Annotated in this window: 15 protein-coding genes; 10 read left to right on the plus strand and 5 right to left on the minus strand. The window is 61.1% G+C overall.

The features are described from left to right. The first annotated feature begins 280 nt into the window (after window positions 1-280). From NATTI_RS0123310 to NATTI_RS0123320, 3 genes are all read left to right on the plus strand, one after another. On the plus strand, window positions 281-1,468 hold the full coding sequence (locus NATTI_RS0123310) for a thiolase family protein (protein WP_006091079.1): 1,188 nt from the start codon (window positions 281-283) through the stop codon (window positions 1,466-1,468). A 61-nt stretch (window positions 1,469-1,529) separates the two neighbouring features. Continuing rightward, window positions 1,530-2,900: an MmgE/PrpD family protein gene (locus NATTI_RS0123315; RefSeq protein WP_006091078.1), complete on the plus strand. Its 1,371-nt coding sequence runs from the start codon at window positions 1,530-1,532 to the stop codon at window positions 2,898-2,900. A gap of 150 nt (window positions 2,901-3,050) precedes the next feature. Next, a complete protein-coding gene (locus NATTI_RS0123320) occupies window positions 3,051-4,121 on the plus strand; it encodes a quinone-dependent dihydroorotate dehydrogenase (RefSeq protein ID WP_006091077.1) in 1,071 nt (356 codons plus the stop codon). Window positions 4,122-4,173: 52 nt separating this feature from the next. Here NATTI_RS0123320 and NATTI_RS0123325 read toward each other — a convergent pair whose 3' ends face one another. After that, on the minus strand, window positions 4,174-4,404 hold the full coding sequence (locus NATTI_RS0123325; protein ID WP_006091076.1) for a hypothetical protein: 231 nt from the start codon (window positions 4,402-4,404) through the stop codon (window positions 4,174-4,176). Window positions 4,405-4,549: 145 nt separating this feature from the next. Continuing rightward, a complete protein-coding gene (gene allB / locus NATTI_RS0123330) occupies window positions 4,550-5,917 on the minus strand; it encodes an allantoinase AllB (protein WP_006091075.1) in 1,368 nt (455 codons plus the stop codon). A 275-nt stretch (window positions 5,918-6,192) separates the two neighbouring features. Here allB and NATTI_RS0123335 point away from each other — a divergent pair, with 275 nt between their 5' ends. The 4 genes from NATTI_RS0123335 to NATTI_RS0123355 all read left to right on the plus strand — a co-directional run bounded on the left by NATTI_RS0123335 (window position 6,193) and on the right by NATTI_RS0123355 (window position 10,987). After that, window positions 6,193-7,173, plus strand: coding sequence for an NAD-dependent epimerase/dehydratase family protein (locus tag NATTI_RS0123335; protein WP_006091074.1), 981 nt, complete (start codon window positions 6,193-6,195; stop codon window positions 7,171-7,173). Window positions 7,174-7,417: 244 nt separating this feature from the next. Then, the gene (locus NATTI_RS0123340) at window positions 7,418-7,771 is read left to right on the plus strand and encodes a hypothetical protein (protein WP_006091073.1); all 354 of its coding nucleotides are present in this window, start codon (window positions 7,418-7,420) and stop codon (window positions 7,769-7,771) included. Window positions 7,772-8,780: 1,009 nt separating this feature from the next. Next, window positions 8,781-9,287 carry a helix-turn-helix transcriptional regulator gene (locus tag NATTI_RS0123350; protein ID WP_006091071.1) on the plus strand — a complete coding sequence of 169 codons (507 nt, stop codon included), beginning with the start codon at window positions 8,781-8,783 and terminating at the stop codon, window positions 9,285-9,287. Window positions 9,288-9,457: 170 nt separating this feature from the next. Continuing rightward, on the plus strand, window positions 9,458-10,987 hold the full coding sequence (locus NATTI_RS0123355; protein WP_241434361.1) for a DUF7282 domain-containing protein: 1,530 nt from the start codon (window positions 9,458-9,460) through the stop codon (window positions 10,985-10,987). 105 nt (window positions 10,988-11,092) lie between these two features. On the opposite strand, the gene NATTI_RS0123360 is transcribed toward NATTI_RS0123355, so the two are convergent. Together NATTI_RS0123360 and NATTI_RS26700 are read right to left on the minus strand one after the other, a co-directional pair. After that, entirely contained in the window at window positions 11,093-11,596 is a 504-nt protein-coding gene (locus NATTI_RS0123360) for a DUF7344 domain-containing protein (RefSeq protein ID WP_006091069.1), read from the minus strand. A 427-nt stretch (window positions 11,597-12,023) separates the two neighbouring features. Then, window positions 12,024-12,185, minus strand: coding sequence for a DUF7563 family protein (locus NATTI_RS26700; RefSeq protein ID WP_006091068.1), 162 nt, complete (start codon window positions 12,183-12,185; stop codon window positions 12,024-12,026). 591 nt (window positions 12,186-12,776) lie between these two features. Between NATTI_RS26700 and NATTI_RS0123365 the strand changes: the two genes are divergently transcribed. The 3 genes from NATTI_RS0123365 to NATTI_RS0123375 all read left to right on the plus strand — a co-directional run bounded on the left by NATTI_RS0123365 (window position 12,777) and on the right by NATTI_RS0123375 (window position 14,800). Continuing rightward, on the plus strand, window positions 12,777-13,109 hold the full coding sequence (locus tag NATTI_RS0123365; protein ID WP_027119289.1) for a winged helix-turn-helix domain-containing protein: 333 nt from the start codon (window positions 12,777-12,779) through the stop codon (window positions 13,107-13,109). A 225-nt stretch (window positions 13,110-13,334) separates the two neighbouring features. Continuing rightward, the gene (locus NATTI_RS0123370; protein ID WP_006091066.1) at window positions 13,335-13,610 is read left to right on the plus strand and encodes a PadR family transcriptional regulator; all 276 of its coding nucleotides are present in this window, start codon (window positions 13,335-13,337) and stop codon (window positions 13,608-13,610) included. Window positions 13,611-13,816: 206 nt separating this feature from the next. Then, entirely contained in the window at window positions 13,817-14,800 is a 984-nt protein-coding gene (locus NATTI_RS0123375; protein ID WP_006091065.1) for a DUF1616 domain-containing protein, read from the plus strand. Between the two features lie 509 nt (window positions 14,801-15,309). Here the strand turns inward: NATTI_RS0123375 and NATTI_RS0123385 are convergent. After that, window positions 15,310-15,837: a DUF7344 domain-containing protein gene (locus tag NATTI_RS0123385; protein WP_006091063.1), complete on the minus strand. Its 528-nt coding sequence runs from the start codon at window positions 15,835-15,837 to the stop codon at window positions 15,310-15,312. Between the last annotated feature and the right edge of the window lie 366 nt (window positions 15,838-16,203).

A 16,203-nucleotide genomic window follows, 5' to 3' on the forward strand; every position in this document is an offset into this window, starting at 1 on the left:
AAGTTATCTAACATAAACCGACCTACTCACTTCCGCTCTCTCCGTCGATCCTTCGTTACACGTGATAGCAACCAAACGAGCCTTCGCACTATACGTTCGAGAGCTTTCACTGAAAACGAGGGGTGCGTCCGTCGAACCAACTCTCCACTCGTGCGCCCCCACGATCAATATTCATCCCTTCTACCAACACTGCTCGCACTGTAGAAAGCAGACCCCTATCGCTCCCGAACACTTGTGGCCTCACGCCAACATTAATTCGAACCCACGTGGTCGACCCACTATGCCCAGTACTGACTCCGACACCGACATCGTCCTCGTCGACGGCACGCGAACACCACACGGAACGCTGCTCGGATCGCTCGCGGACGTCGAACCAGTCGAGTTGGGCCGCATAGCGCTGGACGGCCTCCTCGATCGAGTCTCCATCGACGACACAGACGTCGACTGGGTGGCCCTCGGCAACGCCATCCAGGCCGGAATCGGGCAAGTTCCGGGTCGACAGGTCGTCGTGAAGTCCGCGCTCCCGAACGAGACGCGCGCGACAACGATCAACGAGGCCTCGGGATCCGGGGTGAGCGCCATCTCGCTCGCCGCGGACCGAATTGCGGCGGGCCGAGCCGAGTTCGCGATTGCTGGCGGCTTCGAGTCCATGTCGAACGCCCCGTGGATCCTCCCGGGCTACCGGAAGGGCCGTCGCCACGGCAACGTCGAACTCGAGGACTCGATGCTGCTCGACTCGCTGTGGGACGTGAACCTCGACGTCCACATGGGCGAGATCACCGAAGGGCTGGTCGAGCGCGAAGCGGTTTCGCGTGAGGCACAGGACGAGTACGCCCTCGAGAGTCACCAGCGCGCCGCCGAAGCGATCGAATTCGGCGCGTTCGACGACGAAATCGTCCCCGTCGAGACGAACGGCGAGACGGTCGACACTGATCAGGGCCCGCGACCCGATTCGACGCTGGAGGATCTGGCCGAACTGCCGACACCGTTCGCGGAGAACGGCACGATCACCCCCGGAAACGCCTCAAAGCTCAGCGACGGGGCGGGCGCGGTTCTGCTGGCCGACGGGGCGGCGGCCGCGGACCGCGGTCTCGAGCCGATGGCGCGCGTCGTCGACTACGCGACCGCCTATCGAGACCCCGACCGGTTCAACGAGGCCGTCGGCGATGTCGTCGAGAACCTGCTCGAGCGAAACGACCTCGTCGCCGAGGATGTCGACGCCTACTGGATCAACGAAGCCTTCGCCGCCCAGGCGGTCTACGTCATGGACCGGGTCGGCATTCCGAGGGAGAAGATGAACCCGAACGGCGGGGCGGTCGCCTTCGGCCATCCGATCGGTGCCTCCGGCGGGATGCTCGCGGCCAGCCTCGCCTACCAGTTCCAGAACGATCCGAACGTCTCCCGGGGCTTCCTCGGCATGAGCATCGGCGGCGGCGGGGCAATTATGGCGCTGCTCGAGGAGTGGTGAGCGCAGCCGACGATCAGTATCAGCGAGAAAAGCTATACCGCTCACTCCGCACGGTACGGGCATGACGAGTACGAGCACGAGTCGAGTAGCGGGTCGAGCGGCCGCGGACCTCGCTGCATTCGTCGCAACACTTTCGAGCGAAGACGTCCCCGAAGAAGCCCTCAGATTGGCCGAACGGGCGGTTCTCGACACGGTCGGCGTGACGCTGGCCGGCGCGGGCACCGAAGCCGGCACGATCGCGTCGGCCGCACTGGACGACGGTGGCGGCGAGACGACCGTTCTCGGTCGCGACGAGAGCCGTCCGCTCTCGGACGCGGTCTTCGCGAACGCGACCGCCGGGCACGCGCTCGATTTCGACGATGTCGCGCTCGCCGCGATGGACGGCCATCCGAGCGTTACGATGGTCGCGCCACTGCTGGCCGTCGGCGAGCGCGAGGGTACGAGCGGAAGCGAACTACTGACGGCCTTCGTTGCGGGATTCGAAACCCAAAACTATCTCTCGCGACCGATCAGCCCCGGACACTACGAGGATGGCTGGCACGCGACGTCCACTATCGGCGTCTTCGGCGCGGCCGCGGCAGTCAGCAGACTGCTCGAGCTATCCCCCGAACGCATCGAACACGCGCTCGCGATCGCCGCCTCGATGCCGGCCGGACTCAAGCGGAACTTCGGCTCGACGACCAAGCCGATCCACGCCGGACAGGCGGCCCGGTCGGGGACGACCGCGGCACTGCTTGCGGCAGAAGGCGCGACGGCGAACCCGGGCGCGATCGACGGCGAGGACGGCTTCTTCGACCTGTACTGCGGCGACGAACGGCCGACCCTCGACAAACTGCCCAAGCTGGGAACGCGGTGGTCGATCCTCGAGGACGGTATCGATGTCAAAAAGTACCCCTGCTGTTACTACACCCACGCCGCGATCTACGCCGCGAGCGAACTGGCGGACAGACACGAACTCGAGGCCGGAACGATCGACGAGGTCGCCGTGACGGCCTCGCAAGGAGCAGCCGACGCGCTCGAGTACGACGATCCCGATACCGGACTCGAGGCGAAGTTTTCGATGCCGTATCTCGTCGCGAGCGCCATCGCCCGGGAACGAGTCGATCTGGCCGCGTTCGACGCGGAGCGACTCGACGAGTCGGCTGTCCAGTTCGTCCGCGACCGAGTTCAGCTGACGATCGACGACGAGTTACCGTACGATTCGAACGCAGTACGCATCGAAATTACGACGCGCGACGGGGAGACGTACGAGCGCACCCAGCAACGACCGCCGGGGACCCACGACGATCCGCTCTCGAACGAGGAACTCCGCGAGAAGTTCTGCATGTGCGCCGAGCGCGCACCGGCGGCCGTCGATATCGACGACGCCTTACACGCGCTGGGCTCGCTTCGGACGGTTCCAGACGTCGGAGATGTCCTCGAGACGCTCTGATACAACCGTGAACCGACGATCGAGGCCAAAACGAAGCCGTGTCGAATATCGCCGTAACTCCACCGAGGGCCTGTCGCACTGTCGCCCGGACCGACCAGCCCCTCGAGCCCTTCGGGACGTTTAGGTAACAGCCGTCCCGAACGTTCGCTAATGACGCTATATTCGCGGGTTCGCCCCCTCGCGTTCAAGTTACCAGCCGAGACCGCCCACGACCTCGGCAAGCGGACGCTCCGGACGGCCCAGTCGACGTGGCCAACGCGAACGGCTCTCTCAGCTGTGTACCAGTACGAGCATCCGGCCCTCGAGGTCGATCTGTTCGACACCACGTTTCCGAACCCCGTCGGCGTCGCCGCTGGGTTCGACAAGAACGCCGAAGTGACCCACGCCCTCGAGGCGCTCGGCTTCGGCTTCGTCGAAATCGGTACCGTGACGCCATACCCCCAGTCGGGGAACGATCGACCGCGCCTGTTCCGTCTGCAAGAAGACGAGGCGATGGTCAACCGGATGGGATTCAACGGCCAGGGGATGGAACGCGTGAAATCACGACTCGAGACCGACGGGACGCCCGGCTTCCCGCTCGGCGTGAACATCGGCAAGATGAACTCCTCGAACGAACGGGAGGCGATCGAGGACTACCGGCGCGTCTTCGATCGGCTCTCGCCCTTTGCCGACTACGTCGTCGTCAACGTCTCCTGTCCGAACACGCCCGACGAGTTCGACGAGGCCTCGCCTGACCACCTACGAGAGATCTTCGAGACGCTCGAGGCCGAAAACGACGCGGACGTCCCGATGCTAGTCAAGATCGGCCCCGACGAACCCGAGGAGTCGGTACTCGACCTCGTCGACATCATCCAGGAGTTCGATCTCGACGGAATCGTCGCGACAAATACCTCCACGAGCCGCGAGGGGCTCGAGTCACCGAACCGAGAGGAGTGGGGCGGCCTCAGTGGCAATCCGCTCCAGGACCGGTCGACGGACGTGATTCGAACGATCGCCGAGTACACGGACGGCAATCTCCCGATCGTTGGCGTCGGCGGCGTCGACTCGCCTGGTAGCGCCTACGAGAAGATTCTGGCCGGTGCCTCGCTCGTCCAGCTGTACACCGGATTCGTCTACGAGGGACCAGCCACGGCAAAACGGATCAATCAAGGATTGGTACAGCTACTCGAGCGGGACGGGTTCGCGTCAGTCGAGGACGCCGTGGGTGCGGGCCTCGATTGAGAGCTGCAAGTACGGATCTCGATTACGAATTGCGTCTGCGTTGCGACATCGATCAGTCCGCGGGTTCGGGGTCGTCGATCGCATCGCCGAGCCCGTGCATCTCTGCGGGACCAACGGTCTCGTTGATGCGTTTCTCGCGAATTTCACGGCTCCCGGACTCCCCCTTCTGGGATTCGACTACGGGTTCCGCGTCGCCGTCGGTTACGGAGAGGTAGACCGACCGGAGTTGTTCCGTCCTATCCACCTCACGGGACTCGTCCGCCTCGGATTCGAAATTTGTCATCGTTTGTGATACTCATTGATCCCAGTTGATCGTCAACTAATATAAATTCATCGCCACATTCAGTTGATGAGAATCGCCACGGCGAACGAGATCGAATAGCTGTCCGATCAGAAAAATCGAGTAAGTGGGAGCGAAGTCGTAGTTCTCAGTCGACGTCGACACGCGTTCCGTAACCCGATTCGCCGACCACGTCGCCATCCTCGTAGACGACCTCGCCGCGGACGACCGTCGACACCACGTTTCCGGTGAACGACTCACCCACGAACGGCGTGACGCAGTTCTTCGAGTGGAGTTCGTCGCTCTCCTCGAGCGACCACTCTCGGTCGGGATCGACGACCGTGAAGTCGGCGTCCGTACCCACCTGCAGCGAGCCCTTCTGGGGGTACATGCCCCAGATCTGGGCCGGTCGGGTCGAATGGCGGCGGACCCACTCCTCGAGCGTGAGTCGGCCCTGGTCCACGAAGGAAAGCATCACCGGGACTTCGGTCTCGAGACCAACAAACCCTGAAATGGCCTCCCAGGTGTTGCCGAACGGGTCGTCAACTTTCTTCTCTTCGGGGGTGTGGGGAGCATGATCGGTCGCGATACAGTCGATCGCACCGTCGTCGATCCCGACCTCCCAGAGCTTCTCGCGCTCCTCCGCGTTCCGAATGGGGGGCTGGATCCGCGCCGGATTCCCCTTCTCACGCATGACCTCCTCGGTGAACCAGAGGTAATGAGGTGTCGTCTCGGCAGTCACGTCCACGCCGCGATCTTTCCCGCGGGCGACGGCCTCGGCGGCCGATCCCGAGGAGACGTGGTACATGTGGATTTTCGCGCCGGTCTCCTCGGCGAAGGTGATCATCCGTTCGACGGCCTCGCGCTCGGCGATCACGGGGCGGGAGTGGGAGTGATCGATCGGATCGTTCCGCCCTTCGGCCTGGAACTGCTCCGTGTAGTGATCGATGATCTCCCCGTTTTCCTCGTGGAATCCGAGACGTTTGCCCGTCTCCCGAATCTTCTCCATCGCCTCGAGGATCTCTCCGTCGTTCGGCGGCGGGACATCCCCCACCGTCGATCCGAGGAAGATCTTGTAGCCGAGCGCGCCGGCCTCGTCAATAGCCGGGATCAAGTCGAGGTTCTCGCTCGTGACGACGACGTAGCTTTGAAAGTCGACGTGAGCCGACGCCTCACCGCGCTCGAATTTTAACTCGAGATGCTCGGGACGGTCGATGACGGGATCAGTGTTCGGCATCCCGACGACGGTCGTCACGCCACCGGCCGCGGCCGCTCGCGTCGCAGACTCCCAGTCTTCCTTGTACTCGAGGCCGGGTTCGCGGTTATGAATGTGGCAATCGACGATTCCCGGCACGAGGACGTTTCCGTCGCCGTCGACGATGCGATCCGCGTCGGGCAGGCGGTCGCTCCGACCGACGGCGACGATCTCACCGTCCTCGACGGCGACACCCGAGTTCGGCGTCCGCCCGGCGGGCGTCACCACGGTACAGTTGCGCACGACGAGGTCCACAGTCATTGCCGGGAGTTGCCGAGCGCGGCGCATATAGCTTCTGTTGGGCGGTGGGCGCAGAGGCCGCGTTCCCGCACGACAGTTGCCTCGAATCCCACGGGCGCTCGAACGTGTCGACTCGGCCTCTCGATTCCCCGCGGGCCGTCGAACCCGAAGCGTCTCGATGAGGAAGCCAACCCGGTGATGAGGCCGGCTCGGTAGCGAATGACTAGCGCGTAGGGACCGAATACGGTGGGGTACGGGTGCTATACTAAACGGCGGGGAGGTGGGACGGAGAGTAGATGGATTCGCCAGCGATTCGTGACAAGACGGTGCTCGTGACCGGTGGAGCGGGCTTCATCGGCAGTCACCTCGTTGAGGCCCTGGCCCCGCACAACGAGGTCCGGATACTCGACAACTTCTCGTCGGGCGACCGGACGAACCTCCCCGAGAACGTGACGATCGTCGAGGGAGATATCCGCGATCCGATCGCCCTGCAGCAGGCAGCACGCGGCGTGGACATCATCTTCCACCACGCCGCCGTCGTCAGCGTCTCCCGCAGCGTCGACGCCCCCCGCCAAAGCAACGAGACGAATCTCGACGCGAGTTTGCTCGTCTTAGAGCAGGCCCGCCAGGAGGACGCACGGGTCGTCGTCGCCTCGAGCGCGGCGGTCTACGGCCATCCGGACGAGCTCCCGGTCTCGGAGACGGCGTCGACCGAGCCGTCGTCTCCGTACGGCATTCAAAAGCTCGCGCTCGATCAGTACACCCGACTCTACGAGGATCTGTACGGTCTCGAGACGGTGGCCCTGCGGTACTTCAACGCCTACGGGCCGCGCCAGCAGGGCCCCTACAGCGGCGTCATCTCGACGTTTCTCGAGCAGGCGCAAGCGGACGAGCCGATTACGATCGAAGGCGACGGCGAGCAGACTCGCGATTTCGTCCACGTGAGCGACATCGTCTGGGCGAACCTGTACGCGGCCACCACCGACGATGTCGGTGAAGCGTACAACATCGGGACAGGGACCCGGACGCCGATCGAGGAGTTAGCCGAGACGATCCGAGACGCGACCGACTCGTTGTCGTCGATCGTTCATCGCGACCCCCGTCCCGGAGACATCAGACACAGCGGGGCGGATATCACCAGAGCAAAACGTACGCTCGGGTTCGAGCCGCGAGTGAGCCTCGAGTGTGGGATTCAGTCACTCGTCGACGGAACGCCGCTCACACCGGTCGACGGGGACACCGAGTCCGTTCTGGGGTCGACGACGAGCGGTCGCTAACACCCGCACGATCGTTCGTCCGATCGTATGACGGCTGTATGAGCAGTATAACACTCGTTTTGGAGCGTCGGAGAGAATGAGGGCCATCGAGAGCCGATCCGGGACGGCAGAGCCACAGTCGATATCGCACAGGGATAAAATAACCGAAGAGTGTCTCGAAAACCGACTTCTGAAGCCGTATAACGCGGTTTTGATGAGTGTAGGTGAAAGATAACTAACGGTATCCACGGCCTCAAGGAGACGTATGATCGAAAGCCTCGTCGTATTCGCAGTGAGCCTACTCATCGGCGCTATCGGCATCTACGCCGGTGCAAAGGTGATCGTCGACTCCGAAGATTATACGTACGCACTCGTCACAGCCCTGTTAGGGGCGATCATCTGGGGCGTCGTCGGGTTCTTCTTCGGTTGGATCCCGCTGCTCGGACCGCTCCTAGTCTTCGTCGCCTACCTCGCGATCATCAACGCCCGGTATCCGGGCGGTTGGGTCGACGCGGCCGCGATCACGATCGTCGCCTGGCTCTCCGTCCTGATCGTGCTCTACGTCCTCGCCCTCGTCGGTGTGACCGGATTCGACGCCGTCGGCGTGCCGGGCGTCTGACGTGAGCGACGGCCAGACACGCCGCTGACGAGTCGAACGCTCGACAAAACCATTCTTACGGCCTCCGTGACGAGAGCAACGCGTGAGTACTCGCGACCGAAAAGCAGCTTCGACCCCGGTCTCGGTCCGCGTGTGACTTTCTACTCGAGTCGAGCAGGACCGTCATCATATTCTGGGCTGCACGCAGATACAACGCATCGATAGCAGCCATCACTCGGACTTGATAGCCCTCGAATTCGCCGAGCAGTTCGCTCGTTCGCGAGGGATCGATTGGACTACTGCTGTCTCCGAACCCGCCCGCAGTCGGATGGGACCGGCTCCAGAGATGGCGAACCGTCTCGCTGTCCTCCACTCGGGTTATCCGGCGGACTGCCACTCAATGACCGCCGACGACAGTCACGACTGGCGGTGCCACAACAGAGTTGATCCACAACAGCAACGACAGCCGCGACCCACACACCACTGACAGAATCGCTCTCGGCCGCCACGACCGCCCCGTTGACGGCGACAAAGTGAACGGATTTCGAGAGACTCACGAAAGTATTTACTTACCGACTAAATCGAGTGGAATTCGAGCTAGTCATTGCGAACGTCCGACCGAGTTTATTCGAACCCTCGGTCTACGTATCGTCGAAGCAACACCGAGTGATCGCCGTCGCGGCCACCAATGTCCGCGGTGAATGCGACGGTTTCGGTGGTGGAGAAGCACCAGTGAACACACCCGACGCAATCGGCAGAGGATTTCGAGCGAGTGGGTCATACGGGGCGAGAACTCTATGGCACTGCTGTGTACGAACCCGAACTGTACGCGATGCAACTGTCGTATGTCCACGACATCGCGACAGGACGCGAGCGCACGCATCGCCGATAGTGAGCTCGCTCGAGCACACGACCTATCACCTGCCATGAGATACGATATCGTACGAATAAATGATTGATAAAAAACATTTTGAGGAGCGGTCACGACGGTATAGAGAAACGTGAGTGAAAACAGCCACATCCATCCCACATGAGCATTCAGTTCCGAGCCTCCGTCGCGGTGATCGCCGCTTTCAGTACGGTCAGCACCGAATCAGCCCCCACCGGCACGAGCGTCGAGACACTCATTCCACTTATCATCTCCAGTCACAGCCAGCCGGCCCAGATCGGGTGGAGTCCACACCTCGCAGCCCTGGTCGGCATCCTGGCACTCGCGCTCCTCGGTGGCGTCCTCGCCGCCCGCAACCGATTTGACGAGCAAGACACGCTCGTCGCCGAGTCGGAGCCACGGAGCGAGGAGTTCCTGACCGACCGAGAGAGAGTTCAGCAACTGGTCCGCGAGAACGGCGGGCGGATGAAGCAGTCGAGAATCGTCGACTCCGTCGACTGGTCGAAGGCCAAGGTCAGTCGACTGCTCGCCGAACTCGAGGAGGAGGGCCGAGTCACGAAACTCCGTCTCGGTCGGGAGAACCTGGTCTGTCTCCCGGGTCACGAGCCGACGGCCTCCCAGTCACCCGAGAAACCGAAAAGCGAGTGACGAACACCGGTCACAGCCACAGCAATCCGTATCAGCAACTATTGCTTTCACGGAGCGAAGCACTGCCTGAAGCAGACCCTACCGGCCGTAGGCTGCGATTTCCGGCCGCAATGGTTGTGGCGGTTTATGCGGGGAACCAGCCATTAGCCGGTGCCTTACGGCAGATAGACATGACTACACGCAATCAGCTACTCGTGGTACTCACCGCCTTGATGATGGTGTGCTCGAGCGGGGCGATGGTCGCGGGTGCGGCACCGGCCGCGACCCTCGACGAGCACGACGAGGACGAGTACGACGATACAGACGCGGGCGAGGACACAAACGCGGACGGAGATGACGCGGATCCAAATGACGTACCGGACGAGGAGGTGGATCCGCCTGAGAACGGCGACATGGACGCCGAAGCGACCGTGACGTTCACCGACCAGGAACTCGAGAACGACACGGTCGTCGTCGACGAGGTCACGGTCGAAGACGGCGGCTTCGTCGTGATTCACGACAGTAGCCTGCTCGCCGGAAACGTCGTTGAGAGCGTCATCGGCGCCTCCGAGTATCTCGACGAAGGGACACACGAGAACGTCGAAGTGACCCTCGACGAGCCACTCGAGGAGGACGAGACGCTAATCGCAATGGCGCACTTCGACACGAACGACAACGAGGAGTACGACTTCGTGGAGACCGACGGCGCGGAAGATGGACCGTACCTCACTGCTGACGACGAACCGGTGACCGACGAAGCCATCGTCACCGTCGACGCAGCATCGGAGGAAACGCCCGATGAAACCCCTGAAGCGGCCGAAGAAGAGCCAGTATCGGAAGAACCGGTTGACGAAGAGGTTGCAGATGCCGACGAGGAACCGGTTGAGGAAGAGCCAGCCGACGTGGACCCTGACGATGCTGACGACGAACCACCCGAAGAAGAGCCTGACGCAGTCGAAGAAGAACCAGTAGCGGAGGAGCCAGCTGACGAAGAGGCTACAGATGCCGACGAGGAACCGGTTGACGAAGAAGTCGAAGATGCCGATGAAGAGCCTGTAGAGACGGAACCAGTGGAGGAAGAACCAGTTGAAGAAGAACCCGAAGCGGTCGATGACGATACGATCGACGTTCTCATCGAAGAGGTGACGATCTTCGTGTTCTTCGATGAACTCCCGCACGGCGAGCCAGCCGACGGTGACCACGTCAACATCGACGCGAACGATGTCGAGGGTGACGACGGTCTCGAGGGCGCTGCAATCGACGGCGACGCAGCCGAAACCGATGCGACTACCGGTGACGATGCGGCTCACGACGATGCGAGCGAGACGTACGATCTCGACGAACTCGGCTACACGTTCACCGATATCGAGCTCAACGTCACTATCGAGACGGTGACGGTCGTGCCGATCTACGATCACCACGGTGACGGCCACCACCACGACGCCGACAGCGGTCACCACCACGCTAACGGCGAACACCACCACGACGCCAACAACGGAACGAACGGCGTCGAAACGGATTCAGTTGACGACGCACACGATGCAGCCGATCACGACGAGTACGACATCGTGATCGAACACGCGTCCGTCTTCGTGTTCGTCGGTGACCTCGGTGAGCTACCCCACCACCCAATCGACGACGAATCGGCCGAACACAACGACGATGCTGTCGACGACGCCGACGATGCAGACACCCAGCCGGCCATCGCGAGCGCGCTCTAGGCACGGCCCGTCGAACCATCCCATCGAATTGCCGCTTTTCTCGGCGCTACTGAACCCCGAACTGTGGGCCGAAACGTCGACAGAATCACCTGGCCGATAGTGGCGTCACGCGAGCAGCCGATACAGGCTGCTCGCAGCAACCGCCAACAGCGCGACGACGCTCGAGAGAACGGGATCAATGCTCGAGAGTAGCGGAATCCCGAGCCCGGCGAACGCGATCACGGCGAGTCCGAGGACACAGACAACGAAGTGAAACTGGAGCGCCATCGACTCGGTCTCCCCGTGACCGTTGATGTACTGCAGGACGTCGTCGAAGTTGGGACCTCGCTGGATCGTCTTCGCGTCGGAGTCGTACTCGATGACCGCGTCTTCCTGGAGCTGTGGAAGATGCGTCTGCTGGAGGGAGACGTAGACGCTTTTGTACAAATTGTTCGGAACGGGCGTGGTATCGGTTTCTCTGGCGGCAATCTCCGATGCGATATCAGAGACGTCGACCTGTCCGGCCTCCTCGGCGAGTAGCTGGACGATAGCCCGTCGTCTGTCGTTCCCGAGGATGTGGAACACTTCACTTTCGGCGAGTGGCTCGGAACGATTGGTCTGGACAGACATCGATCAGGAAGAGCGCGTATTGTCGACGAGCAGTCCACCACCAGTTATCATACGCATCACCGTTTCGCAGAGCACTAACTTTAACTTTTGCAGACTAGATCACACCTGCTCTGCCGCTGACGCGGCCAGCACGACCAGAACAAGAGGTAAGTTCGGGATACAGCAGGGTCTCTCTCGACACGTTGACGAGGCGGTCAGCGGTGGCTGACGAGACAGCGGTCATCGGATCAGTGCCGAACGAACTGGCTGGCAACACGGGACGGAACCCATACCGGTCCGAGAAGTATAGTAGCCACTGAAAGTCGATCTACACCTGGTCGAATGACGGTTGTGCGATCAGTGTGTAAATCGTTTCAGTTGTTACTATAGTCGATACCGTTCGACGGACGATCGCTTGACGAAATCGGACCGCAAAATCGCGTGGTCCTCACTCACCCGGCAGATGATTGCCGGATTGCATCTCGCGATAGGTCGTACAGGCCGGACAGCCGTGGACGATATCTCCGTTGTCACCGAAGACGCGTGCGAACTGTTGTGTTACGTGGGTGCCACAGTTGCGACATCGTGCGCCTGCGGTCGACGATTCCATGGGCTTCCAATCTTGTTGGGTGGATTTCATGGTTGGGGGGGTACTCGGACGAGGCGAGTAGGCGTCGGCCACCGACGTCGATCGGTCGTCGAGACCGATCAGCGGTGGCGTCGACGCCGGGATATCGCCGGAATCGTCCGGGCATCACTTCTATCGAGGGGAGCAAACGTGGATAAAGGACGCCGACCGTTCACCCGACACACGGCCGTGAGAACCGCGAAATACAGAGTTTCCGGCCTGTATCACACGATAACGGCGGTGTGTCACCGAATGACGATAGTTCGATAGGACGGTTTCCACACCGAGTTTAGATGGCTTGCCTTGCATTCGACGGGCAAACAGCGTATTGACCTATCCCATACCGTCCGAAAGCTACCATTTCCAGATAGAAATTAGGAATTTCGCTAAAGAATGATCTTGTTTCGGGGAATAAGGTACATCGTTATAAAATACCACTATCGCTTACTCATCGTCGTGCTGGAACATACTGGTGCCCGTGATGGGGAGACCGTACTCCCGGTCAATCCGTATCGATCCCCCGCTCGTGAGAGTGAAACGGCTCCAACCCGCCACAACTGAGTGATTTCGACGATGTCAATGCAAGCGAGTAATACGCGATCCGAACCGACGCCAGAACCGTCCGCCCAACTCGACGTCCTCGGGGACGAGTGTGCGCGAACGATCCTCGTCGCAACGAGTGACGGACCGAAGACGGCGAAAGAACTGACCAACCGAACGGACAGTTCGTCGGCAACGGTGTATCGACGAATCAACAACCTCCTCGAGAGTGACCTCCTCTCGGAGTGCGTTCGGTTCGACGACGACGGCTCGCACACGACCGCGTACGAGGCGACAATCGAGACGCTACAGGTCCAAATCGGCGGGGACGGGATCGACGTCTCGGTGTCGGAGATCAAAGACTAACGTCCCAGAGCGCGGTGTATTGATTGCGACACCGTCGACTGGCGTATCGGCGTCGGACGTGCATCCCGAATGAGCGATCCTACCGGTACGAACATGGTAGAATTCGACTCTGTCTCGAGAACGTCCACTTTAGTTCGAAGAACATGTCTTGAAAGGAGTTCTAACACTGCTGTATGATACGGATAACAAATATCTATTCAGTAGAATGGTCACTGTGATTGAACAATGCACGATCTGACCGGCTTCCAACGCGACCTCCTGTACGTAATCGCAGGCGCCGATCAGCCTTCAGGCCAGACCGTCAAGGACGAAGTCGAGAAGTACTACAGCTCGGAGATCAATCACGGTCGCCTCTATCCGAACCTCGATACACTCGTCAACAAGGAGCTGGTCGAGAAGGGACAACTCGACAGGCGAACGAACTACTACGCGATTACGGACGACGGTCGAGAGCGAATCGACGAACGTCGTGAGTGGGAAGCACAGTACGTCGACTTCTAGAAGTGCGATCGAGGCGAGTATCGTCGATCGACAAACGGGTGTCGAGAGCGTGAGTGTGACCCCACCGATACCGAACGGGGGCGGTTTCACGGTAACCCGGGCATAACAAAGCAATAGAGAACCCTTTGAGACAACGATTCGAGAATGATATTCGTGTCGGCTCGAGCCAGGCTGCAGACTGACCAGCAACGTCCAGTGGGCGATCAATGAGCCACGAAACGAGTACGCTGACGCGATTCGGTGTCGTCCGCGAGTATCCGGTAGATCTCGCAGTCGTCTCAGTCGCCGCACTACTCGCGTACGGAGTGGCCACGTGGTTTCAGGACGGAAGCATCCTCAGACTGTTCGTAACGTTCCCGCTCGCGTTGTTCCTCCCGGGATACGCACTCGTCTCGGTTCTCTTCCCGGCGGGAGACCGTAGCGCGCGGAAAACGACATCGGCGTCGATCGAAACGCGGCCCCGCGGAATCGACATCGTGGAACGACTCGGACTGTCGTTCGCGATGTCGTTCGCGATCGTTCCCGCGCTCGTGATCGCACTGCCGTTTACCCAGTGGGGTCTCGCCACCGGTTCGATCGCGGCTGCACTCGTGGTCGTCACCGTCATTCTGGCACAACTCGGCGCCGTTCGTCGGCTCCGAACACCGAAACCGGAGCGATTCATCGTCTCCCCAGCTGCGTCGGTCTCGAGGCTTCGACGGGACGAAAGCGCCGTCGCAACGGTCTCGTCCGTGTTGCTCGTCCTCGCGATCGGGCTGGCTGTAGGGGCCCTCCTCATCGGGTTTCTTGCCCCGCTCTCGACGGGCGGGTTCAGCGAACTGGCACTGTACAGCGAAGACGAAGACGGCGACTTGGTCGCCGGGGGAATCGACGACGAGATCGAGGCGGGCGAGTCGGTTCCGGTGACCGTCTCGATCGAAAACCAGGAGGGCGAGGAGACCGACTACACGGTCATCGTCCAGGAGCAGGTGATCGAGGACGGTGAGGTCGTCGAACGAACCGAACTCGACGAACTCGAGACGACGCTCGAGGATGGAACGACTGGGACCGGCGAGCTAGAGATCACGCCGACGGCGAGCGAGGGAGAGACGGTCCGTATCAGCGTCCTCATGTACGAGGGTGACGCGCCCGACGAGCCGACGAACGACAACGCCGACGAGGACACCTTCTTCTGGGTGACGGCCGAATAACGTCCGTTGCCGTCTCTTCGATCCCACCCACCGCTCTTCGAGACCAAACCGAATCATACCGACAGTGGACAGTCGCTACCAGCCGGAACGGCTGGGTAGTCATCGAAAGCCAAAATTATGGCAAAATCGTGCCGATCCGACGTAGCGGCGCAATTGCAGCGATCCGAAACACCACTGACGCCGTCGAGGGAACGGCAACGGTCGAATCAGTTCGCGTCCGCATCGCTCCTCCGACAGCCGACTCGAGACATCCACTACTCGCACATCGACTCGGGGTGAGACCGACGATCGTCGCGGCTGATAGGTAGCGTCCACTCCGGATCGCACAGTCGTCGTACGATCGGTCGACAGTCGTCTCGGCCGACAGTATCAGGTCGACGAAAGCGGTCGCTCCGAAACACAAGCGAGGATGGTCACGAGACACGGCGATCGATGATGCAACCGATTTCGAGCCGAACACCGCTCTCGATAAGCGAAAGGCTCGGTCGAGCCAGGGACGGCGGGCTCGGTTACAGAGCCAGTTGCAGGTCGAATTCGGGACGCCGCGAGACGTGCTGGGCGACTGAAACCGCGAGAACGAGCAGGCACAAGATCAGTGCGATCGCCGGTGCGACGGTCGCCGTCAGGGGGCCGATCGAGAGCCACGACAGCGCGACCCCGATCACACCCAACGCCGTGACCGACGCGTAGAGCCGATGCCATGGGCGCTGATTCTCGAGTCGATGATCGAGGTACGGCTCGAAGACGTCGTCGCCCGGAAGGAGATCGATGGCGTGATCATCCGGATCCCAGTCGACGATGCCGTGCTCCTCGAGCATCGGCAAATGGGTCTGGTACAGGGAGATGTAGACGCGCCGTCGCTGCGTGCGCGTAACATCGTCCGAATCGATACCGTTCTCCCAGGCGGCGACCTGCTCGACCAGCGGGGCGAGATCGCAACTCCCCCCGTGTCGTTTGAGATACTGGACGGCTCGGCGTCGCCGGGCGTTGCTAAAGACGTCGAACAGTTCGGCTTGCGTCAGTTCGTGTTTAGACATAAGCGTCCTCGCGTTCCCGAAGTGGCTCCCGTTCCCGTGTCACGGGTATGTTCGGATACCTCACGACAACGAATGCCAGACTGTGCCACTTTACTATCACTCGGCTACCCTACCGAAAGGGATCTGTACCAGCATATATCTGTGACTGACAGATAATCCGATATTTCCTCGCTGTTACGGACCGGGAGCTATCGAACAGCGGAGTGAACGGCTATTTCTCGACAATTCGGCGATACCCCGCCCCATCGAGAGTATAGTTCCCGACTACACGACCCGCAGGCCGGGGATAACAAAGCCGTGTTACCGGCTGTATCTGGATGATTGCCCACGCGGGTATCGAGGTATCAATGATATATCAACGACGGC

It is taken from the genome of Natronorubrum tibetense GA33 (assembly GCF_000383975.1).
GTDB lineage: Archaea > Halobacteriota > Halobacteria > Halobacteriales > Natrialbaceae > Natronorubrum > Natronorubrum tibetense.

What these genes read in the sequence shown, in the direction of transcription:
- NATTI_RS0123365 (WP_027119289.1), top strand. Translation starts at nt 12,777, where the DNA reads ATGTCAATGCAAGCGAGTAATACGCGATCCGAACCGACGCCAGAACCG.
- NATTI_RS0123325 (WP_006091076.1), bottom strand. Translation starts at nt 4,404, where the DNA reads ATGACAAATTTCGAATCCGAGGCGGACGAGTCCCGTGAGGTGGATAGG.
- NATTI_RS0123340 (WP_006091073.1), top strand. Translation starts at nt 7,418, where the DNA reads ATGATCGAAAGCCTCGTCGTATTCGCAGTGAGCCTACTCATCGGCGCT.
- NATTI_RS26700 (WP_006091068.1), bottom strand. Translation starts at nt 12,185, where the DNA reads ATGGAATCGTCGACCGCAGGCGCACGATGTCGCAACTGTGGCACCCAC.
- NATTI_RS0123385 (WP_006091063.1), bottom strand. Translation starts at nt 15,837, where the DNA reads ATGTCTAAACACGAACTGACGCAAGCCGAACTGTTCGACGTCTTTAGC.
- NATTI_RS0123355 (WP_241434361.1), top strand. Translation starts at nt 9,458, where the DNA reads ATGACTACACGCAATCAGCTACTCGTGGTACTCACCGCCTTGATGATG.
- NATTI_RS0123335 (WP_006091074.1), top strand. Translation starts at nt 6,193, where the DNA reads ATGGATTCGCCAGCGATTCGTGACAAGACGGTGCTCGTGACCGGTGGA.
- NATTI_RS0123320 (WP_006091077.1), top strand. Translation starts at nt 3,051, where the DNA reads ATGACGCTATATTCGCGGGTTCGCCCCCTCGCGTTCAAGTTACCAGCC.
- NATTI_RS0123310 (WP_006091079.1), top strand. Translation starts at nt 281, where the DNA reads ATGCCCAGTACTGACTCCGACACCGACATCGTCCTCGTCGACGGCACG.
- NATTI_RS0123315 (WP_006091078.1), top strand. Translation starts at nt 1,530, where the DNA reads ATGACGAGTACGAGCACGAGTCGAGTAGCGGGTCGAGCGGCCGCGGAC.
- NATTI_RS0123370 (WP_006091066.1), top strand. Translation starts at nt 13,335, where the DNA reads ATGCACGATCTGACCGGCTTCCAACGCGACCTCCTGTACGTAATCGCA.
- NATTI_RS0123360 (WP_006091069.1), bottom strand. Translation starts at nt 11,596, where the DNA reads ATGTCTGTCCAGACCAATCGTTCCGAGCCACTCGCCGAAAGTGAAGTG.
- allB (WP_006091075.1), bottom strand. Translation starts at nt 5,917, where the DNA reads ATGACTGTGGACCTCGTCGTGCGCAACTGTACCGTGGTGACGCCCGCC.
- NATTI_RS0123350 (WP_006091071.1), top strand. Translation starts at nt 8,781, where the DNA reads ATGAGCATTCAGTTCCGAGCCTCCGTCGCGGTGATCGCCGCTTTCAGT.
- NATTI_RS0123375 (WP_006091065.1), top strand. Translation starts at nt 13,817, where the DNA reads ATGAGCCACGAAACGAGTACGCTGACGCGATTCGGTGTCGTCCGCGAG.